Consider the following 18,059-nt stretch of genomic DNA (forward strand, 5'->3'; position numbering starts at 1 on the left):
CGTCGTCCTGGCGGGAATCCGTTGGGGAATCGGATGGTATCGCAGCCTTTCCGGTCGGCCAAGTCGCCTTTTGGAGTACAAGTGCCCGCGGACATCATCGATACCGAGCCTCATCACGCGGTTTTCAAGCGCTCGGCCAGGGCCGTGGCCAGCTGTGCGGTCAAGCCGTACACCGACAGCTGCGGGTTGGCGCCGATGCTGGTGGGGAACAGCGAGCCGTCATGGATCGACAGGTTACGCAACTGGTGGTGGCGGCCAAGGCTGTCGGCTACGGCGACCTTCGGATCCTGGCCCATGGCGCAGCCGCCCATCACGTGGGCGCTGCCCAGGCGGGTGCGGTACAGGGCCAGCTCCAGGCCGTCGATCTGGCTGCGGACCTCGGCCAGGGTCTTGGCGAACCGTGCATCGCTGTGCAGCGGCTTGACCGCCTTGGCGCCGCCGGCGAACTGGATCTCGGCCATGCTGTGGAAGGCCCGGCGCAGGCCATCCCAGGCATAGGGCGAGACCTGGTAGTCGAGCACCGGGCTGCCGTCGCCGCGCAGTTCGACGTTGCCGCCGGTGCTATCGGGATGAAAGCCGTCCCGCAGCAGGGCCAGCATGGCGTGGGTATGGGGCAGTTGCTCCATGGTCAGGCCGCTCTGGGGGCCGAAACCGCCCAGCAGGGTGCTGGCCAGGGCGGGTTGCAGCGGCGGTACCTCGAGTTTGTAGGCCATCTTGCCGGTGGTGCCGTCCTGCCATTGGAAATGGTCGGAATAGATCGACTGCGGCGCGCCGTAGAAAGGGTTGATCACCTCGTCGAACTGTCCGGCGGAGAAGTTCACCAGGTGCAGGAACGTACGCTTGCCCAGGCGCGAATGCGGGTCCGGGGCATCGGAGCGCAGCAGCAGGGCCGGGCTGTTGATGCCGCCGCCGGACAGTACGTAGTGCTTGGCCTTGACCATGATCTTGCGGCCGGTGGGTGCCACGCAGCGAGCGTCCATGGCCAGGCATTGCAGGCCGGTGACCCGGTCGCCATCGAGTTGCAGGCGGTCGGCCCGGGCCAGGTACAGCAGTTCGCCGCCTTTCTCCAGGGTCGCCGGGATAGTGGTCACCAGCATCGACTGCTTGGCGTTGGTCGGGCAGCCCAGGCCGCAGTAGCCCAGGTTCCAGCAGCCGCGTACGTTGCGCGGGATCACGTGCCAGCTGTAGCCCAGGGCTTCGCAGCCCTTGCGGATCACGTCGTTGTTGGCGTTGGGCGGCATGACCCAGGGCGCGACTCCCAGGCGCTGCTCCATCTTCTCGAACCAGGGGGCCATTTCGGCCGAGCTGTGGCCCACCACGCCATGCTCCCGGGCCCAGTGCTCGAGGGTCGGGTCGGGGGTGCGGAAGCTCGAGGTCCAGTTGATCAGGGTGGTGCCGCCCACGGCGCGCCCCTGGAGGATGGTGATGGCGCCGTCCTTGCTCATGCGCCCGATACCTTCCTGGTACAGGCTGGTGTAGGCCTGGTCCTCGAGCATCTTGAAGTCGTCGCTGGTCTTGAGCGGGCCTTCCTCGATCAGCAGCACCTTGTAGCCGGCGGCGCTGAGGATCTCGGCCGTGGTACCGCCCCCGGCACCACTGCCGACGATGGCGACATCGGCCTCCAGGGTCAGGTCCTGCTCCAGTTGCGAGCCGTTGTAGGTTTTCCAGCCACGAGTCAGGCCTTCGCGAAACAGATCAGGTACAGGCATATCGGGTGCTCTCTTATTATCGATGTCGTGGCGCAACGGCACGGTAGCCGCGTCTCTCCCGGGCGCGGCCAGTGCCAACGGCTGGCTGGGTCAGACCTTGGGTGGCCCGGGGTAGCCGCAGTGAGCCCAGGACTCGGGGCGGGTATACCAGGCCATCATCACCAGTTGCAGCAGCGAGGCGTGGCCCATGCGCAGCAGCGACAGGTAGCTGTTTTCCCAGCGACTGAGGAAGTTGCGGATGTCCTCGGCGCTGGCGTTCTCCCAACTGCCCCAGATTCCCGTCAGTGGCCCACGGGTCACGGCCATGCCCAGCACGTCGAACAGTTGCTGGGTCAGCTTGAGCATCTCCGGAGATAAATGGTTGAGGGCGTTGTCCAGGTTTACCAGGGCGCCGTCGACGGCAGCGGACATCCTGTCCACTGCCACGGCACCTTCGAGCATCACTGGGATCAACGCTCGCAGAAACGGCAATTCATTGCTGCGCAAGATGGCATAGCCGTTGGCTGGTGTGCTGGCGGAGCAACCGCTGAGGCTGGCGCCAAGGCCGGCGGTGGCCAGGAAGGCACTGGCGCAGAGGCCGATTTTCAGCAGGCCGCGCCGCGACAGCGCGGGTGTTTCAGACAGGCTAGGGGTCATTGTTGTTATTACCCTGCAATCGACTGGTTGAAAAATCTCGAGCAGCGACTGCGCTGGCAATCGCTGCGGTTTCAAGGCTCCTAGCGGATGAACAGCTTCTGGATCAGTTTCTGGATCGACTTGCCGTAGGGTGGGTAGATCAGGCGGGCGGCGTTGAAGCGCTGCTTGATGAACACCCCCTTGGCCTTGCTGAAGGTCAGGAAGCCCTCGTGACCGTGATAGTGACCCATGCCGGAAGGGCCGATGCCACCAAAAGGCAGGTCATCCTGGGTCACGTGCAGCAACGTGTCGTTCATGCAGGCGCCGCCGGAGTGGGTCTCGGTGAGGACCCGCTGCTGCTCGGCCTTGTCGTAGCCGAAGTAGTACAGCGCCAGGGGCCGTGGCCGCTCGGTGACATAGGCCAGGGCCTGGTCCAGCGTCTTGTAGGGCACGATGGGCAGGATCGGGCCGAAGATCTCGTCCTGCATCACCGTCATGTCGTCGCTGACATTGAGCAGCAGGCTGTGGGGCAGGCGGCGTTCCTGCCCCTGGTCGAACAGCGGCACCAACTGCGCGCCTTTGCTGGTGGCGTCGCTCAGGTAGCCGTTGAGCCGCGAGAGCTGGCGCTGGTTGATGATCGCGGTGTAGTCGGGGTTGTCCACCAGGGTCGGGAAGAACCCACGCACCACCTGGCGATAAGTGTCGACGAAGGCCTCCACACGGTCCTCCGGTACCAGCACGTAGTCCGGGGCGACGCAGGTCTGGCCGGCATTCATGGTCTTGCCGAAGGCGATGCGCTCGGCGGCGTCCTTGAGTGGCACGGTATGGGAGACGATGGCCGGGGATTTGCCGCCCAGCTCCAGGGTCACCGGGGTCAGGTTCTCCGCCGCGGCGCGCATCACATGCTTGCCGATGCTGGTGGCGCCGGTGAACAGCAGGTGATCGAAGCGCAGCTTGGAGAAGGCCATGCCCACTTCCGCCTCGCCCAGGACCACGCAGACCAGGTCTTCGGGGAAGATCCGCGCCAGCAGTTGCTTGAGCAGCAGGCCGGTGGCGGGGGTCGACTCGCTGAGCTTGAGCATGACCCGGTTGCCGGCGGCCAGGGCGCCGGTGAGCGGTCCCATGCACAGGAACAACGGGTAGTTCCAGGGCACGATGATGCCCACAACGCCCAGGGGCTGGTAGATCACCTTGGCCGAGGCTGGCTGGAAGGCCATGCCGACAGCGCGGCGGGAGGGTTTCATCCAGCGCTTGAGGTGCTTGCGGGCATAGTGGATGCCATGCAGGCTGGGCATGATTTCCGCCAGCAGGGTTTCATCGGCGCTGCGGTTGCTGAAGTCCTGGCTGATGGCGTCGATCAGCGCCTGGCGTTCGGTATTGAGCAAGTCCTGCAGGGCCTTGAGCCATTGGTCGCGCTGGGCGGCTGGCGGCATCGGATGGGCGGCATAGGCCCGGCGCTGAGCTTCGAACAGCTCGAGCAGCCCGTCCTGTTGCTGGAGGGAATCCTGAAGATAGGCGATCTCGGCAGACATGATCGGGCTCCGAATTTTGTGAGGTGGCTAGTTTTTTAGAGCTTATACTCTAGATTGTCAATTGCTCCTCCCGTGCCGGTGTCGATTTATCCCCAGGGGGATAGGTCGTAAAATGTCCCCAGTCTTCCGAATAAAGCCCGTATCCATGGCCCCACGTATAAAAACCCGCGAGCGCATCGTCCAGTTCAGCCTCGAGCTCTTCAACCAGCAGGGCGAACGCAACGTCAGCACCAACCATATTGCGGCGCATATGGAGATATCCCCGGGGAACCTGTACTACCACTTCCCCAACAAGCAGGCGATCATCGCCGTGCTCTTCGCCGAGTACGAGAGCCTGGTGGACAGCTTCCTGCGTCCGCCGCCCGGGCGTGCCGCCACCGTGGAGGACAAGCGCTACTACCTGCAGGCCCTGCTGGCGGCCATGTGGCGCTACCGCTTCCTGCACCGCGACCTGGAGCACCTGCTGGACAGCGATCCCGACCTGGCGGCGCGTTACCGGCGCTTCTCCCAGCGCTGCCTGATCCAGGGCATGGCCATCTACGGGCGTTTCGTCGACGCCGGGATCATCGCCATGGACAGGGTGCAGATCGAATCCCTGACCCTCAATGCCTGGATCATCCTCACCTCCTGGGTGCGGTTCCTGTGCACCACCCGCGAGAACTCCACCCACCTGAGTGAGGAAGCGATCAAGCGTGGTGTCTACCAGGTGCTGGTCCTGGAGGCCGGTTTCGTCACCGAGCAGGCGCGGGGCGAGGTCAACAAACTGTTCGAAGAGTTTTATGTGCCCCTGGCCCAAGCCTTGGAAGAAGTGCAGTAGGATCAAGCCTTCGACACTTATTCACAGGAGCCCGCTATGCCCCTCGCGCAATTGATCAGCCCGCTAGCCCTGGACCAGAAGAGACAGCAGCCCGGCCTGGTGATCCTGGATTGTCGCTTTGCCCTGGAAGACCCGGACTACGGGCAACGCAGCTATGCCGAGGGGCACCTGGCCGGGGCGCATTTCGCCGACTTGAACCGGGACCTGAGCGGACCTGTGGTCAAGGGCGCGACCGGCCGGCACCCGCTGCCGGACCCGGCCCGCCTGGTGGAGCGCCTGCAAGCCTGGGGGATCGATAACGACAGCGAGATCGTGCTGTATGACGATGGACCCGGCGCTTATGCCGCCCGCGCCTGGTGGCTGCTGGCCTGGCTGGGCAAGCGTGATGGGGTGTTCATCCTCGATGGTGGCCTCAAGGCCTGGCACGCCGCGGGCCTGCCCCTGAGCCTGGATCCGCCGCCTGCCGTCCAAGGTCACTTCAGCGGCCAGCCGGACTCGCACCTGCTGCTGGACGCGGCGCACTTGCAACAGCGCCTGGGCCAATCGGACCTGACCCTGCTGGACGCCCGGGCCCTGCCGCGTTTTCGTGGCGACGTGGAGCCTATCGATCCGGTGGCCGGGCACATTCCCGGCGCGCAGTGCGCGGCGTTCACCGACAACCTGGGCAGTGATGGGCGTTTCCTGCCGGTGGAGCAGCTCAAGCAGCGCTTTGCCGAAAAACTCGCCGGGCGTTCGCCGGAGCAACTGGTGGCCTATTGCGGTTCGGGGGTGACGGCCTGCCACAACCTCTTCGCCCTGTGCCTGGCCGGGTACCCGCTGGCCCGCTTGTATGCCGGCTCCTGGAGCGAGTGGATCACCGACTCCCGGCGGCCTGTGGCCAAGGGCGACTGAGCCCGTCGTTGCGGGCCTGGCAGCCCCGGGCCGCGCGTCACTTCAACCGGGCCCAAGCCGGGTTCAGGGTGCCTGCAAGGCGCTGCGGTAGGCCGCCGGGGCGACTCCATAGACCTGCTTGAACTGCCGATTCAGATGGCTCTGGTCGGCAAACCCCAGTTGGGTCGCCACCTCCAGCGGCAGGCAGCCGTCGCGCAAGAGGGCCCGGGCCTTGGCGATGCGCTGCTGCATCAGCCAGGTGTGGGGCGGAATCCCGGTGGCGCGGCGGAATACCCGGGCAAAGTGAAATGGCGACAGGTTCACCGCCGCCGCCAGTTCCTCCAACGATGGCGGTTCAGCCAGCTGGGTGCGCAGCAGTTCCTTGGCTTGCACTATGGCCCGATGTTCCTGCCCCGGTTCGCGGGGCGCCTTGACCCTGGCATGGCGTTGCAGCAGCCGGAGCAGCATTTCCCGCCACAGGGTCTGTTGCTGCAGGGCGGTGGCCGGGCTTTCCAGCAAGTGATGCAGGTGCACGAAGCCCTTGACCAGGTCCGGGTCGCGGTACAGCGTCGCGCCGAAGGCCGGCAAGGTGCCACTGGGTAGCTCCAGTTCATCCAGCAGCCCCAGCACCTGCCGGTTGTCCGGGTAGAAGGCCCGGTACAACCAGCCGTCCTCGGTGCCCTTGGCACCGGTGTGCAGTTCATCGGGGTTGATCAGCACCAGGGTGCCGCTGCCTGCCAGGTGTTCGGCGCCCCGATAGCGGTAGCGCTGGGCGCCGGCCATGATCATGCCGATCACGAAGCCGTCATGCACATGGGGTACGAAACGGTGCTCGATGTAGCGCGCGGACAGCAACTCGACCCCGGTCAGGGGCGCGGTCTGCCAGAAGCGGATCGATTCCCGGGACGACTTATCCATGGCGACCCAGGCCTGCCAGCCATTGGGGAATCCGGCGCTCCAGATAGTAGCCGGGCTGCTTGAGGGTACCGTCGACGAAACCCACGTGGCCGCCCTTGGCCTGCAGCTCGAAGCGGGTGCTGGCCGACAGTTCGCTGGCTTCGGGCAGGCTGTGGGGGAACACGAATGGGTCGTCGGCGGCCTGGATGATCAGGGTCGGCGTGCGGATTTCCCCAAGGAAATAGCGGCTGGAGGCGCGCCGGTAATAGTCCTGGGCATCGGCAAAGCCATGCAGCGGCGCGGTGACCCGGCCATCGAAGTCCCAGAAGGTGCGCATCCGCGTCAGCGGGCCCAACTGCGCCAGGGTCGCCAGGCCTTCATGGCGGCCGTCGTGCTGGAACTGGCGCTGCTTGTCCTTGATGTAGGCCAGCATCTCGCGCATGAAGTGCGCCTGGTAGATCCGCGAAAACCCCTGGCCGATGCGATCGGCACACTGGTCCAGGCGAAATGGCACCGACACCGCGGTGGCGCCTTGCAGGAAACTGGCGCTACCGGTTTCCCCCAGGTACTTGAGCAGCACGTTGCCACCCAGGGAGTAACCCACCGCATACAGCGGCGCCTGGGGGCGCTTGGCCCGCAGGTGGGCGATGGCTGCGGCCAGGTCTTCGCTGGCGCCGGAGTGATAGCTGCGTGGCAGCAGGTTGGGCTCGCCGGAGCAGCCACGCCAGTTCAGCGCCGCACTGGCCCAGCCCTGGGCCGCCAGGGCTTGCTGCAGGCCGGCCACATAGTGCGAGCTGGAGGAGCCGGTCAGGCCATGCAACACCAGCACCAGCGGTGCCTCGGCGCTATGGGGGCCGTGCCAGTCCAGGTCGAGGAAGTCGCCATCGTCCAGCCACAGGCGTTCGCGCTGGTGCTGTAGCGCGGTGGCCGGACGCCACAGCGGGCCCCACAGGGTCTGCAGGTGCGGATTGCCTAGGCCGAAGGCAGGGATGAAGCGATCTGGCGAGTCGGGCACGGGGAGTATCTCGATGCAGCGGTGCGCGGCCCGGCCGGGCCGCGCACCTTGTTCCGGCCGGCGTTAGCCGGCGTTGTCTGCCATACGTTGCCACAAGGAGTAATACACCTGCCCGGATTTTTGTTCACGGTGCAGGCGCCAGCGCATCGGCAGGCCCAGGGAGGAAGGGGCGGCCTCGCTTTCGGTGTAGATCCAGGCGTCGTCCGCCAGCCAGCCGCGCTCTTCCAGCAGGGCGCAGGCGGCGGGCAGCAGGTCCTGGTGGAAGGGCGGGTCGAGGAACGCCAGGTCGAAGGCGCTCGCCGGCTGGGTCTCCAGGTAGCGCAGGGCGTCGGCGGTCTGCACTTGAGCGACGGTGCAGCGCAGGGTGCCCAGGTGCTCGCGCAGGCTGGATACCGCGACGCTGCTGTTGTCCAGGGCCAGGCCACTGGCGGCGCCACGGGACAGGGCCTCGAGGAATACCGCGCCGCTGCCGGCGAACAGGTCGATCACCTTGGCTCCGGGCACGTAGGGCGCGAGCCAGTTGAACAGGGTCTCGCGCACCCGGTCCGGGGTCGGGCGCAATCCCGGCAGGTCGGGGAAGCTCAGCTTGCGGCTGCGCCACTCGCCGCCAATGATGCGCAGCTGGCCCACGCCGTTGTGTGGGTTGTGGGCGGGTTTCTTGGTGGGACGGGCTGGACGGGCCATCAGTGCTCCGGAACCCCGAGCGGCTGCTCGGCGGGTTTGTCAGTAGGGGGCGGCAACGGCTTCTGGGCGACGGTCGGGCCGGCGCTGACGATCACCATCTTGTCGACGCTCAAGTGTTTGTTCATGGCGGCCTTGACCTGCTCCACGGTCAGCGCCTGGGATTGGCGCATGAAATCTTCCAGGTAGCTCAACGGCAGATTGTAGAAGCCCATGGCGCCCAGCTGGCCGACGATATCGGCGTTGCTGGCGGTGGATAGCGGGAAGCTGCCGGCCAGTTCACGCTTGGCGTCGTCCAGTTCCTTCTGGGTCGGGCCGTTCTTCAGGTAGTCGGCGAATACGTCTTGCACCAGCTTGAGGGTGCCTTCGCTCATCTCGGCGCGGGTCTGCAGGTTGATCATGAACGGGCCACGAACCTGCATCGGGGTGAAGCCGGAGTAGACGCCGTAGGTCAGGCCGCGCTTCTCGCGGACTTCGCTCATCAGCCGGGTACCGAAACCACCGCCGCCAAGGATCTGGTTGCCCAGGGAGACCGCAGCGTAGTCCGGGTCGTCACGGTCGATCCCCAGTTGCGCCAGCAGCAGGTTGGTCTGGGTCGAAGGGAACTCGATATGGCCGATGCTGGCCTTGGGTTCGCTGGGTTGGGCGATCTTGGCCAGGGCCGGGCCCTTGGGCAGGGCGGCGGAGACCTGGGCGGCAATCGCCTCGGCATCGCTGCGCGAGAGGTCGCCGACCAGGGCGATCACCCCATTGCCAGCGGTATAGGCCTTGGCGTGGAACGCTTGCAGTTGCGCCAGGCTAATGTCTGGAACGCTCTTGGCATTGCCTTCGCTGGCATGGGCATAGGGATGGTTGCCGTACAGGCGCTGCATCAGCTCCAGGCTGGCCAGCTTGCCGGGGTTTTGCTTCTGGTACTCGAAGCCGGCGAGCAACTGGTTCTTGATCCGTGCCAGGGAGTCGGCAGGGAAGGTCGGCTTGCCCACCACTTCGGCAAACAGATTCAGCGCCGGCTGGCGTTTATCCACCGCGCTGAGGCTGCGCAGCGAGACCACGGCCATGTCCTTGTAGGCGCCGTTGCCGATATCTGCTCCCAGGCTTTCAAAGCCCCGGGCGATGGCGCCAACGTCCTTGCCGGGCACACCCTCGTTGAGCATGGCGTTGGTCAGCAGGGCCAGGCCGGAGGTATTGCCATCCTGGCTGCTGCCGGCGGCGAAGATCAGTCGCATGTCGAACATCGGCAGCTCGCGGGCCTCGACGAACAATACCTTGGCGCCTTCGGCGGTGTTCCAGGTCTGCACATTGAGATTGCGATGGCTGGGAGCCTTGCCGTCCAGTTCGGCCAGGGACTGCAGCTTCTGGCTGCTCTTGGCGTTGTCCAGGGCCTGGCTGGCGTTGCTTTCGCCGGAGCGCGACAGGTACAGGCCACCAGCGGTGATCAGCGCCACAAGCGCGGCGCCCAGGAGGATCGGCGAAGCATTCTTGCGCTTAGTCATGAGCGGATTCCTCAGGCAGTACGTGGGCCACGCTCATACGTTGCCGGGTGAAATAGGTGCGTGCAGCCTTCTGGATATCTTCCGGGGTCACGCTTTGCAGTTCGGCAAGCTCGGTGTCCATCAGCTTCCACGAGAGGCCGACGGTTTCCAGCTGGCCGATGGCGGTGGCCTGGCTGGTGATGGAGTCGCGTTCATAGACCAGACCGGCGATCACCTGGGCCCGCACGCGTTCCAGCTCTTCTGCGGACGGCGGGGTGGTCTTCAACTGGTCCAGCATGCGCCACAGACCGGCTTCGGCCTGGGCGATGGTTTTCTTCTTCTGGCTGTTGGGGGTGGCCGAGAGCATGAACAGGCTGTCGCCCCGGGTGTAGGCGTCGTAGCTGGTCGAGCCGTTGGACAGCAGCTCTTCGCCACGCTCCAGCTGGGTCGGGATGCGCGCGCTGTAGCCGCCATCCAGCAAGGCCGAGGCCAGGCGCAGGGCGTTGACCGCGCGCTTGTCTTCGGCAGTGGCGATGCTTGGCACGTTGAAGGCCAGCATCAGGCTTGGCAGCTGGGTCTTCACGTGCAGGGTGATCAGGCGCTCGCCGGGCTCGGCCAGTTCCATGGGGATCTTCGCTGGCGGTACGTCACGCTTGGGAATCGCGCCGAAGTAGCGCTGGGCCAGGGCCTTGACCTCGTCCGGGGTGACGTCGCCGACCACTACCAGGGTGGCGTTGTTGGGCACATACCAGGACTGGTACCAATGACGCAGTTCCTCGACCTTCATCCGGTTCAGATCGGCCATCCAGCCGATGGTCGGCGTGTGGTAGCCGCTGGCGGGATAGGCCATGGCCTTGAAGCGCTCGTAGGCCTTGGACAGGGGCTTGTCGTCGGTGCGCAGGCGGCGCTCTTCCTTGATCACCTCGATCTCGCGGCTGAACTCGTCGGCCGGCAGGCGCAGGCTGGCCATGCGATCGGCCTCCAGCTCCAGGGCCACGCCCAGGCGGTCACGGGCCAGAACCTGGTAGTAGGCGGTGAAGTCGTCGCTGGTGAAGGCGTTCTCCTCGGCGCCCAGGTCCCGCAGGATCAACGAGGCTTCGCCGGGGCCGACCTTCTCGCTGCCCTTGAACATCATGTGTTCCAGGGCGTGGGACAGGCCGGTCTGGCCCGGGGTTTCGTAGCTGGAGCCGACCTTGTACCAGACCTGGGAGACCACCACCGGGGCGCGATGGTCTTCGCGGACCACGACCTTCAGGCCGTTGTCGAGGGTGAATTCGTGGGTGGGTTGCGGATCGGCAGCCAGGGCTGCAAGAGGCAGACAAACTGTGCTGAGCAGCAGGCCTGCGGCGCGGCGGGCTAGAGCATTCATTCGTTTTTAAACCTGTTGGGCTGCCCGCTGGGTATGGGCCTGCGGGCGAGAGGTTGGGGCGTATCGCCATTCATTGCCAGGCCGGGCCTGCGGGTGGCCACGCGGTACTGGTAATGAGGGGTGACAGGCCCTAGGATACTGATCCGTTTTACTGGCGGCCACGCCTATCAGGTTCTCGCGCGTCAGCAATAACTTGATCGGGTTGTATGAGTTACCGGCAATAATCCTTGATTTATCAGCTAAAATTCGACTTTTCGCCGATTTTGCCGCTCCAGTCCTTTAGTAAAATCGATCCTTGAGATGCTTTCGGGCATTTCGACAACATGTTGCGCGTGAACAAGCTGGATGAAACATAGTCTGTTCTGCATCGAATATTTATTGACCGAGGCGCCTGCTGGCGCATCGCTACCTTGAGATAGCCGTCTCCATGTTTGGTTCCAACGACGACAAAAAGACTCCAGCCGCGGCTGGCGAGAAGAAAGGCCTGTTCGGGTGGCTGCGCAAGAAGCCGCAGGAACCCGTCGTCCAGCAGCCTCCAGTGCCGGCCGAGCCGGTAGCGGCTCCAGTCATCGAGCCGGCGCCGAGTGTCGCCCCGGTCGAACCGGTGGCCGCGTCGCTCGCCGAACCGCTGGCGCAACCCCAGGCCCAGCCCCATTCGTCCGCGCCGGTCGCCCCCGACCTGCCCCTGACGCCGAACCCAGAGCACAAACCCTGGCTGACCTTGCCGGTGGCCGAGGAGCCCGTGGCGCTGGTGGAGGACGTCCAGGTCGAGCATGTGACGCCGCTGATTCCGGCCGTGGCTCCGGCACCTGAGATCGTGGCCGAGGCCCCGGTGGTCGCTACTGTGGCTGAAGAGGCGCCTGTTGCCCCGGTGTTCGTCGCCCCCGAGCCTGTTGCTCCTGCTCCTGCTCCTGCTCCTGCTCCTGCTCCTGCTCCTGTCGCGGAGCCGGTAGCGGCCGTCGAGCCGGAGCCGGCGGTCGAGCCGGTTCGTCCCGGCGAGGAGAGCAAGGTCGGTTTCTTCGCCCGCCTCAAGCAAGGCCTGTCCAAGACCAGCGCCAGCATCGGCGAGGGCATGGCCAGCCTGTTCCTGGGCAAGAAAGCCATCGACGACGAACTGCTCGAGGACCTGGAGACCCGCCTGCTGACCGCCGACGTCGGGGTCGAGGCCACTTCGGTGATCATCCAGAACCTGACCCAGAAGGTGGCGCGCAAGCAGCTCACCGACTCCGACGCGCTGTACGCCTCGCTGCAAGCCGAGCTGGCCGGCATGCTCAAGCCGGTGGAGCAGCCGCTGAAAATCGTGGCGCAGAACAAGCCATTCGTGATCCTGGTGGTCGGCGTCAACGGTGCCGGCAAGACCACCACCATCGGCAAGCTGGCCAAGAAACTCCAACTGGAAGGCAAGAAGGTCATGCTGGCCGCTGGCGACACCTTCCGCGCCGCGGCGGTGGAGCAACTGCAGGTCTGGGGCGAGCGCAACAAGATCCCGGTGATCGCCCAGCACACCGGGGCCGACTCGGCCTCGGTGATCTTCGACGCCGTGCAGGCCGCCAAGGCCCGCGGCATCGACGTGCTGATCGCCGATACGGCGGGGCGCCTGCACACCAAGGACAACCTGATGGAAGAACTGAAGAAGGTTCGTCGGGTCATCGGCAAGCTGGATGCCGACGCGCCCCATGAGGTGCTGCTGGTGCTGGACGCCGGTACCGGCCAGAACGCCATCAACCAGGCCAAGCAGTTCAACCAGACCGTGGAGCTGACCGGCCTGGCCCTGACCAAGCTCGATGGCACCGCCAAGGGCGGCGTGATCTTCGCCCTGGCCAAGCAGTTCGGCCTGCCGATCCGCTACATCGGCGTCGGCGAAGGCATCGACGACTTGCGCACCTTTGAAGCAGAACCCTTTGTCCAGGCACTGTTTGCCGAGCGGGAGCGTTCATGATTCGTTTCGAACAGGTCGGTAAGCGCTATCCCAATGGTCACGTTGGCCTGCATGAGCTGAGCTTTCGTGTCCGGCGCGGCGAATTCCTGTTCGTCACCGGCCATTCTGGCGCCGGTAAAAGCACCCTGCTGCGCCTGTTGCTGGCCATGGAGCGCCCGACCTCGGGCAAGCTGCTGCTGGCCGGCCAGGACCTGGGACAGATCAGCAATGCGCAGATCCCGTTCCTGCGCCGGCAGATCGGCGTAGTGTTCCAGAACCACCAGCTGCTGTTCGATCGTACGGTCTTCAACAATGTGGCCCTGCCGCTGCAGATCCTCGGCCTGTCCAAGGCCGAGATCGCCAAGCGCGTAGACTCGGCCCTGGAGCGCGTGGCCCTGTCGGACAAGGCCGAGCTCTACCCGGGCGACCTGTCCACCGGCCAGCAGCAGCGGGTCGGCATCGCTCGCGCCATCGTCCACCGTCCGGCCTTGCTGCTGGCGGATGAACCCACCGGTAACCTCGACCCGCGTCTTGCGGCGGAAATCATGGGCGTATTCGAAGATATCAACCGTCTGGGCACCAGCGTGCTGATCGCCAGCCACGACCTGGCCCTGATTGCCCGTATGCGCCATCGCATGCTGACCCTGCAACGTGGCCGCCTGATCGGCGATGGGGAGGCCGGCGTATGAGTGCCACCCGTACCCCTAAAGTGGCGGAGCGCGTGGCGCCCAAGGCCTCCGAGGCACCGCCGCCGAAGAAAAAACGTGACGAAGACGATGGTCCCGACTTCGGTACCTTGCTGCACGCCTGGATCGAAAGCCATCGCGCCAGCCTGCTGGACAGCCTGCGGCGCCTGGGCAAGCAGCCGATCGGCAGCTTCTTCACCTGCCTGGTGATGGCCGTGGCCTTGAGCCTGCCCATGGGGCTGTCGCTGCTGCTCAACAACATCGAGCGCCTGGGCGGCTCCTGGCAGCGGGCAGCGCAGATCTCGCTGTACCTGGATCTGGGGGCATCGGCCAGCGAGGGCGAGAGCCTCAGCGAGCAGATCAAGGGCCTGCCGGGCGTGGCGGATGCCGAATTCATCAGCAAGGAAAAGGCCCTGGAAGAGTTCCAGCAGCAGTCCGGGCTGGGCGAAGCCTTGCGCGAGCTGCCGCATAATCCGCTGCCGGGCGTGGTCCTGGTCACGCCGCAGGAAGTGGACAAGGCCACCCTGGAGGCCCTGCGCCAGCGCCTGGCGGAAATGCCCAAGGTGCAATTGGCCCAGCTGGACCTGGTCTGGGTCGAGCGATTGGCGGCGATCCTCAAGCTTGGCGATCGTTTTGTCTTCGGCCTGACGGTGCTGCTGGTTTCCGCATTACTTTTGGTGATAGGCAATACCATTCGTCTTCATATTGAAAACCGCCGCACGGAGATCGAAGTGATTAAACTCGTCGGCGGCACAGACAGCTATGTGCGACGTCCTTTCCTATACATGGGCGCGCTGTATGGCTTCGGTGCGGGGATCTTCTCCTGGGGTGTCCTGGCCTTCGGCCTGGACTGGTTGAACGATGCGGTAGTAGGCCTGGCAGGCCTCTACGGCAGCGATTTCGCCCTGGCGGGGGTACCTGTCGCCGACGGTCTGTCGCTCTTGCTAGGGGCGGTGCTGTTGGGTTATATCGGTGCGTGGATTGCGGTGGCCCGCCACCTGAGGGAGCTGGCACCGAAGTAGTGTCTTTTTGCTTGTATTGACCTTTCAGCGTTCATGGGAACTTGTTTAGCGGTTTCCGGTCAATTTTCGCAGTGCTGAACTGCACGAGTCATGTGAGTCGGAGGTTTTTTCGTATGACCACTTCTTTGCAACCTGCTTACGCATTGGTTCCAGGCGCAAACCTGGAGGCCTATGTGCACACGGTGAACAGCATTCCATTGCTGACGCCGGAGCAGGAGCGTGAACTGGCCGAGAGTCTCTACTATGAGCAGGATCTTGAGGCAGCTCGGCAGATGGTGCTTGCCCACCTGCGTTTTGTCGTACATATCGCCCGCAGCTATTCCGGCTACGGGCTGGCCCAGGCCGACCTGATCCAGGAAGGCAACGTTGGCCTGATGAAAGCCGTGAAGCGCTTCAATCCCGAGATGGGCGTGCGCCTGGTGTCCTTTGCCGTGCACTGGATCAAGGCGGAAATCCACGAGTTCATCCTGCGCAACTGGCGGATCGTCAAGGTCGCGACCACCAAGGCCCAGCGCAAGCTGTTCTTCAACCTGCGCAGCCAGAAGAAACGCCTGGCCTGGCTGAACAACGAGGAAGTCCATCGCGTGGCGGAAAGCCTTGGCGTGGAGCCGCGTGAAGTGCGGGAGATGGAAAGCCGCCTGACCGGCCAGGACATGGCCTTCGACCCGGCTGCCGAAGCCGATGACGACAGCGCTTTCCAGTCGCCGGCCAACTATCTGGAAGATCACCGCTACGATCCGGCGTTGCAGCTGGAAGACGCTGACTGGAGCGACAACTCCACCAGCAACCTGCATGAAGCGTTGCAAGTGCTGGACGAGCGTAGCCGCGACATCCTCTATCAGCGCTGGCTGGCTGAAGAGAAGGCAACGCTGCATGATCTGGCGCAGAAGTACAACGTTTCCGCCGAGCGGATCCGCCAGCTGGAAAAGAGCGCAATGAACAAGCTGAAGCTGTCCATTGCCGCCTAAGCGCCAGCCAGGCCACAAGCCAAACGCCCCGAGATGATCGGGGCGTTTTTGTTTGTGCCTTGATGTTTTACTCGGCCCACGGCGCCCGGCGTGATTCGTCCAGGCGATTGAGATAGTCGGCCCCGCCCAGTTGGCTCATCTGCCGCCGGATCCAACCGGCACGCTGGAGCACGTAGGTACTGGGACGAGCTGCGCTCCAGACCCGGGGGTTGGGCAGGACCGCCGCCAGCAGGCTGGCTTGCTGGCGACTGAGATTGGCGGCGCTGACGCCGAAGTGATGGCGTGCGGCGGCTTCGGCGCCGAACACGCCTTCATCCCACTCTGCACTGTTGAGATAGACCTCGAGAATCCGCTGCTTCGGCCAGAGCACCTCGATCAGGGCGGTGAACCAGGCTTCCAGGCCCTTGCGCAAGTAACTGCGGCCGGACCACAAGAACAGGTTCTTCGACACTTGCTGGCTCAAGGTGCTGGCGCCGCGGATCTTACCGCCGCGTTCGTTGTAGGCCAGGGCTGCCTGGATGGCATCGAAGTCGAAACCCCAGTGCTCGGGGAATTTCTGGTCTTCGCTGGCGATCACCGCGACCTTGAGGTTATCGGAGATCTCGTCCCAGGGTTTCCAGCTGCGCTGCAGGTCGATGGGGTCGCCGTCGACCCAGGATTCGATCTTGCGCTCCACCATCAAGGCCGTGCCTGGTGGCGGTATGAAACGCAACAGCAGCACCAGCGCGATACTGCCGACGACGAACCACTTCAAGGCTTTTACCAGACGACGAAACAGATAACGCAGCATAGAGATGGCTTGGCCGAACCGTTTGAGCGCGCCATTATACAGACCCTTTGCGCGGAATCTGACTGGAGTTCCCCATGTTGCGTGGCTTCCTGATGCTGGCTGCTTTCTTCGGTTTCACCGGGGTGGGCCTGGGTGCTTTCGCCGCCCACGGCCTGAAGAATCGCCTCAGCGCCGAGTACCTGGCCATCTTTCATACGGGAGTCACTTACCAGCTGGTGCACTGCCTGGCCTTGTTCGGCGTGGCGCTGCTGGCCACCCAGGTGCCGGGGCGCCTGGTGACGTGGGCGGGAGCGGCCTTCACCCTGGGCATCCTGTTGTTTTCCGGCAGCCTGTACCTGCTGACCCTGACCGGTATCGGCAAGCTGGGCATCATCACTCCGCTTGGCGGCGTAGCCTTCCTTGCCGGCTGGTTGCTGCTGGGGCTTGCCGCCTGGCGCCTGCAGGCGGCGGCCTGACGCTTGTAGCTGACCTTTAGGTCATGATCGGGCTAGAATGCTGGCCCCTAAAAAGTGATGGCGGCCTCGAGCATGCGCATTCAGTTGAACGGTGAATCCTTTGAATTGCCCGATGGCTCGACCGTCGCGGCCCTGCTGACGCGCCTGGACCTGACCGGGCGGCGGATCGCGGTAGAGCTCAACATGGATATCGTTCCGCGCAGCCAGCACGCTGAAACGTCCCTCAACGAGGGTGACCAGGTGGAAGTGGTCCACGCCATCGGCGGCGGCTAGCCAGCAACTGCCGCCCCGGCGGCGCCGCGCTGAAGCCGCCCACAATGCCCAGCCAGTCGGCTGGCCTTGCATTGGCGCCTGTTCTGCCTTTCCTTCGCGCTACCTGCCCGTAGCGTTCGGTCTACCAAAGAATTCTGCAAGAACCTCACCCCAACAGAGGATTTCCGATGAGCAACGTTCGTAGTGACAAGCCTTTCGTCCTGGCCGGTCGGACGTACCAGTCGCGTTTGCTGGTAGGTACCGGCAAGTACCGCGACCTGGAAGAAACCCGCCTGGCCATCGAGGCCTCCGGAGCCGAGATCGTGACCGTCGCCGTGCGCCGGACCAACATCGGCCAGAATCCGGGCGAACCGAACCTGCTGGATGTCCTGCCGCCGGACCGCTACACCATCTTGCCCAACACCGCCGGTTGCTATGACGCGGTGGAGGCCGTGCGTACCTGCCGCCTGGCCCGCGAACTGCTCGATGGCCACAACCTGGTGAAGCTGGAAGTCCTGGCCGACCAGAAGACCCTGTTCCCCAACGTGCTGGAAACCCTCAAGGCCGCCGAAGTGCTGGTCAAGGAAGGTTTCGACGTGATGGTCTACACCAGCGACGACCCGATCATCGCCCGCCAGTTGGCGGAAATGGGCTGCATCGCGGTCATGCCCCTGGCTGGCCTGATCGGTACCGGGCTGGGAATCTGCAACCCCTACAACCTGCAGATCATCCTCGAAGAAGCCAAGGTCCCGGTACTGGTGGATGCTGGTGTCGGCACCGCTTCCGATGCCACCATCGCCATGGAGCTGGGTTGCGAGGCGGTGCTGATGAACTCGGCCATCGCCCATGCACAGCAGCCGGTACTGATGGCCGAAGCCATGAAACACGCGATTGTCGCGGGCCGCCTGGCGTACCTCGCCGGTCGCATGCCGAAGAAACTCTATGCCAGCGCATCCTCGCCGCTGGATGGTCTGATCAAGTAAGAGCCATT

The 18,059-nt window shown here is 64.6% G+C and carries 18 protein-coding genes; 9 read left to right on the forward strand and 9 right to left on the reverse strand.

Annotation, left to right across the window (positions count from 1 at the left end; translation table 11 throughout):
* Positions 1–113: 113 nt before the first annotated feature.
* From CAG11_RS02545 to CAG11_RS02555, 3 genes are all read right to left on the reverse strand, one after another.
* Positions 114–1,709 (reverse strand): GMC family oxidoreductase, encoded by a 1,596-nt coding sequence (locus CAG11_RS02545; RefSeq protein WP_022641650.1) that lies wholly within the window; start codon positions 1,707–1,709, stop codon positions 114–116.
* 90 nt (positions 1,710–1,799) lie between these two features.
* A complete protein-coding gene (locus CAG11_RS02550) occupies positions 1,800–2,345 on the reverse strand; it encodes a hypothetical protein (protein ID WP_053133918.1) in 546 nt (181 codons plus the stop codon).
* Between the two features lie 80 nt (positions 2,346–2,425).
* Positions 2,426–3,856 carry a coniferyl aldehyde dehydrogenase gene (locus tag CAG11_RS02555; protein WP_085594433.1) on the reverse strand — a complete coding sequence of 477 codons (1,431 nt, stop codon included), beginning with the start codon at positions 3,854–3,856 and terminating at the stop codon, positions 2,426–2,428.
* A 145-nt stretch (positions 3,857–4,001) separates the two neighbouring features.
* Between CAG11_RS02555 and CAG11_RS02560 the strand changes: the two genes are divergently transcribed.
* Together CAG11_RS02560 and CAG11_RS02565 are read left to right on the forward strand one after the other, a co-directional pair.
* Positions 4,002–4,673 (forward strand): TetR/AcrR family transcriptional regulator, encoded by a 672-nt coding sequence (locus CAG11_RS02560; RefSeq protein WP_022641646.1) that lies wholly within the window; start codon positions 4,002–4,004, stop codon positions 4,671–4,673.
* 36 nt (positions 4,674–4,709) lie between these two features.
* The gene (locus CAG11_RS02565) at positions 4,710–5,564 is read left to right on the forward strand and encodes a sulfurtransferase (RefSeq protein ID WP_053133920.1); all 855 of its coding nucleotides are present in this window, start codon (positions 4,710–4,712) and stop codon (positions 5,562–5,564) included.
* Between the two features lie 63 nt (positions 5,565–5,627).
* Here CAG11_RS02565 and CAG11_RS02570 read toward each other — a convergent pair whose 3' ends face one another.
* The 5 genes from CAG11_RS02570 to CAG11_RS02590 form a co-directional block, all read right to left on the reverse strand.
* A complete protein-coding gene (locus tag CAG11_RS02570; RefSeq protein ID WP_085594435.1) occupies positions 5,628–6,461 on the reverse strand; it encodes an AraC family transcriptional regulator in 834 nt (277 codons plus the stop codon).
* A complete protein-coding gene (locus tag CAG11_RS02575) occupies positions 6,454–7,455 on the reverse strand; it encodes a hydrolase (protein WP_053133925.1) in 1,002 nt (333 codons plus the stop codon). The genes CAG11_RS02570 and CAG11_RS02575 overlap by 8 nt, the downstream gene beginning before the upstream one ends.
* A gap of 63 nt (positions 7,456–7,518) precedes the next feature.
* A complete protein-coding gene (gene rsmD / locus CAG11_RS02580; protein WP_085594437.1) occupies positions 7,519–8,139 on the reverse strand; it encodes a 16S rRNA (guanine(966)-N(2))-methyltransferase RsmD in 621 nt (206 codons plus the stop codon).
* Entirely contained in the window at positions 8,139–9,629 is a 1,491-nt protein-coding gene (locus CAG11_RS02585; protein ID WP_085594439.1) for a pitrilysin family protein, read from the reverse strand. The genes rsmD and CAG11_RS02585 overlap by 1 nt, the downstream gene beginning before the upstream one ends.
* The gene (locus tag CAG11_RS02590; RefSeq protein WP_085594441.1) at positions 9,622–10,977 is read right to left on the reverse strand and encodes a pitrilysin family protein; all 1,356 of its coding nucleotides are present in this window, start codon (positions 10,975–10,977) and stop codon (positions 9,622–9,624) included. The genes CAG11_RS02585 and CAG11_RS02590 overlap by 8 nt, the downstream gene beginning before the upstream one ends.
* 427 nt (positions 10,978–11,404) lie before the next feature.
* Here CAG11_RS02590 and ftsY point away from each other — a divergent pair, with 427 nt between their 5' ends.
* The 4 genes from ftsY to rpoH all read left to right on the forward strand — a co-directional run bounded on the left by ftsY (position 11,405) and on the right by rpoH (position 15,571).
* Positions 11,405–12,916: a signal recognition particle-docking protein FtsY gene (gene ftsY, locus CAG11_RS02595; protein ID WP_085594444.1), complete on the forward strand. Its 1,512-nt coding sequence runs from the start codon at positions 11,405–11,407 to the stop codon at positions 12,914–12,916.
* Positions 12,913–13,584, forward strand: coding sequence for a cell division ATP-binding protein FtsE (gene ftsE / locus CAG11_RS02600; RefSeq protein ID WP_022641638.1), 672 nt, complete (start codon positions 12,913–12,915; stop codon positions 13,582–13,584). Before ftsY ends, ftsE begins: the two co-directional genes overlap by 4 nt.
* Positions 13,581–14,603 carry a permease-like cell division protein FtsX gene (ftsX, locus tag CAG11_RS02605; protein WP_085594446.1) on the forward strand — a complete coding sequence of 341 codons (1,023 nt, stop codon included), beginning with the start codon at positions 13,581–13,583 and terminating at the stop codon, positions 14,601–14,603. The genes ftsE and ftsX overlap by 4 nt, the downstream gene beginning before the upstream one ends.
* 113 nt (positions 14,604–14,716) lie before the next feature.
* Positions 14,717–15,571, forward strand: a complete 855-nt coding sequence (gene rpoH, locus CAG11_RS02610; RefSeq protein ID WP_031320666.1) for an RNA polymerase sigma factor RpoH — start codon at positions 14,717–14,719, stop codon at positions 15,569–15,571.
* A 67-nt stretch (positions 15,572–15,638) separates the two neighbouring features.
* On the opposite strand, the gene mtgA is transcribed toward rpoH, so the two are convergent.
* On the reverse strand, positions 15,639–16,361 hold the full coding sequence (gene mtgA, locus CAG11_RS02615) for a monofunctional biosynthetic peptidoglycan transglycosylase (protein WP_085594448.1): 723 nt from the start codon (positions 16,359–16,361) through the stop codon (positions 15,639–15,641).
* A 74-nt stretch (positions 16,362–16,435) separates the two neighbouring features.
* Between mtgA and CAG11_RS02620 the strand changes: the two genes are divergently transcribed.
* From CAG11_RS02620 to CAG11_RS02630, 3 genes are all read left to right on the forward strand, one after another.
* Positions 16,436–16,816, forward strand: coding sequence for a DUF423 domain-containing protein (locus tag CAG11_RS02620; RefSeq protein ID WP_022641634.1), 381 nt, complete (start codon positions 16,436–16,438; stop codon positions 16,814–16,816).
* Positions 16,817–16,888: 72 nt separating this feature from the next.
* Positions 16,889–17,089, forward strand: a complete 201-nt coding sequence (gene thiS / locus CAG11_RS02625) for a sulfur carrier protein ThiS (RefSeq protein WP_083456935.1) — start codon at positions 16,889–16,891, stop codon at positions 17,087–17,089.
* Between the two features lie 167 nt (positions 17,090–17,256).
* Positions 17,257–18,051, forward strand: a complete 795-nt coding sequence (locus CAG11_RS02630) for a thiazole synthase (RefSeq protein WP_022641632.1) — start codon at positions 17,257–17,259, stop codon at positions 18,049–18,051.
* The last annotated feature ends 8 nt before the right edge of the window (positions 18,052–18,059 follow it).

The organism is Pseudomonas sp. B6(2017), from assembly GCF_002112765.1.
GTDB lineage: Bacteria > Pseudomonadota > Gammaproteobacteria > Pseudomonadales > Pseudomonadaceae > Aquipseudomonas > Aquipseudomonas piscis.

Excerpts from the sequence above, each read along its gene's own strand:
- CAG11_RS02545 (WP_022641650.1), bottom strand. The coding sequence starts at position 1,709 with ATGCCTGTACCTGATCTGTTTCGCGAAGGCCTGACTCGTGGCTGGAAA.
- CAG11_RS02550 (WP_053133918.1), bottom strand. The coding sequence starts at position 2,345 with ATGACCCCTAGCCTGTCTGAAACACCCGCGCTGTCGCGGCGCGGCCTG.
- CAG11_RS02555 (WP_085594433.1), bottom strand. The coding sequence starts at position 3,856 with ATGTCTGCCGAGATCGCCTATCTTCAGGATTCCCTCCAGCAACAGGAC.
- CAG11_RS02560 (WP_022641646.1), top strand. The coding sequence starts at position 4,002 with ATGGCCCCACGTATAAAAACCCGCGAGCGCATCGTCCAGTTCAGCCTC.
- CAG11_RS02565 (WP_053133920.1), top strand. The coding sequence starts at position 4,710 with ATGCCCCTCGCGCAATTGATCAGCCCGCTAGCCCTGGACCAGAAGAGA.
- CAG11_RS02570 (WP_085594435.1), bottom strand. The coding sequence starts at position 6,461 with ATGGATAAGTCGTCCCGGGAATCGATCCGCTTCTGGCAGACCGCGCCC.
- rsmD (WP_085594437.1), bottom strand. The coding sequence starts at position 8,139 with ATGGCCCGTCCAGCCCGTCCCACCAAGAAACCCGCCCACAACCCACAC.
- CAG11_RS02585 (WP_085594439.1), bottom strand. The coding sequence starts at position 9,629 with ATGACTAAGCGCAAGAATGCTTCGCCGATCCTCCTGGGCGCCGCGCTT.
- CAG11_RS02590 (WP_085594441.1), bottom strand. The coding sequence starts at position 10,977 with ATGAATGCTCTAGCCCGCCGCGCCGCAGGCCTGCTGCTCAGCACAGTT.
- ftsY (WP_085594444.1), top strand. The coding sequence starts at position 11,405 with ATGTTTGGTTCCAACGACGACAAAAAGACTCCAGCCGCGGCTGGCGAG.
- ftsE (WP_022641638.1), top strand. The coding sequence starts at position 12,913 with ATGATTCGTTTCGAACAGGTCGGTAAGCGCTATCCCAATGGTCACGTT.
- ftsX (WP_085594446.1), top strand. The coding sequence starts at position 13,581 with ATGAGTGCCACCCGTACCCCTAAAGTGGCGGAGCGCGTGGCGCCCAAG.
- rpoH (WP_031320666.1), top strand. The coding sequence starts at position 14,717 with ATGACCACTTCTTTGCAACCTGCTTACGCATTGGTTCCAGGCGCAAAC.
- mtgA (WP_085594448.1), bottom strand. The coding sequence starts at position 16,361 with ATGCTGCGTTATCTGTTTCGTCGTCTGGTAAAAGCCTTGAAGTGGTTC.
- CAG11_RS02620 (WP_022641634.1), top strand. The coding sequence starts at position 16,436 with ATGTTGCGTGGCTTCCTGATGCTGGCTGCTTTCTTCGGTTTCACCGGG.
- thiS (WP_083456935.1), top strand. The coding sequence starts at position 16,889 with ATGCGCATTCAGTTGAACGGTGAATCCTTTGAATTGCCCGATGGCTCG.
- CAG11_RS02630 (WP_022641632.1), top strand. The coding sequence starts at position 17,257 with ATGAGCAACGTTCGTAGTGACAAGCCTTTCGTCCTGGCCGGTCGGACG.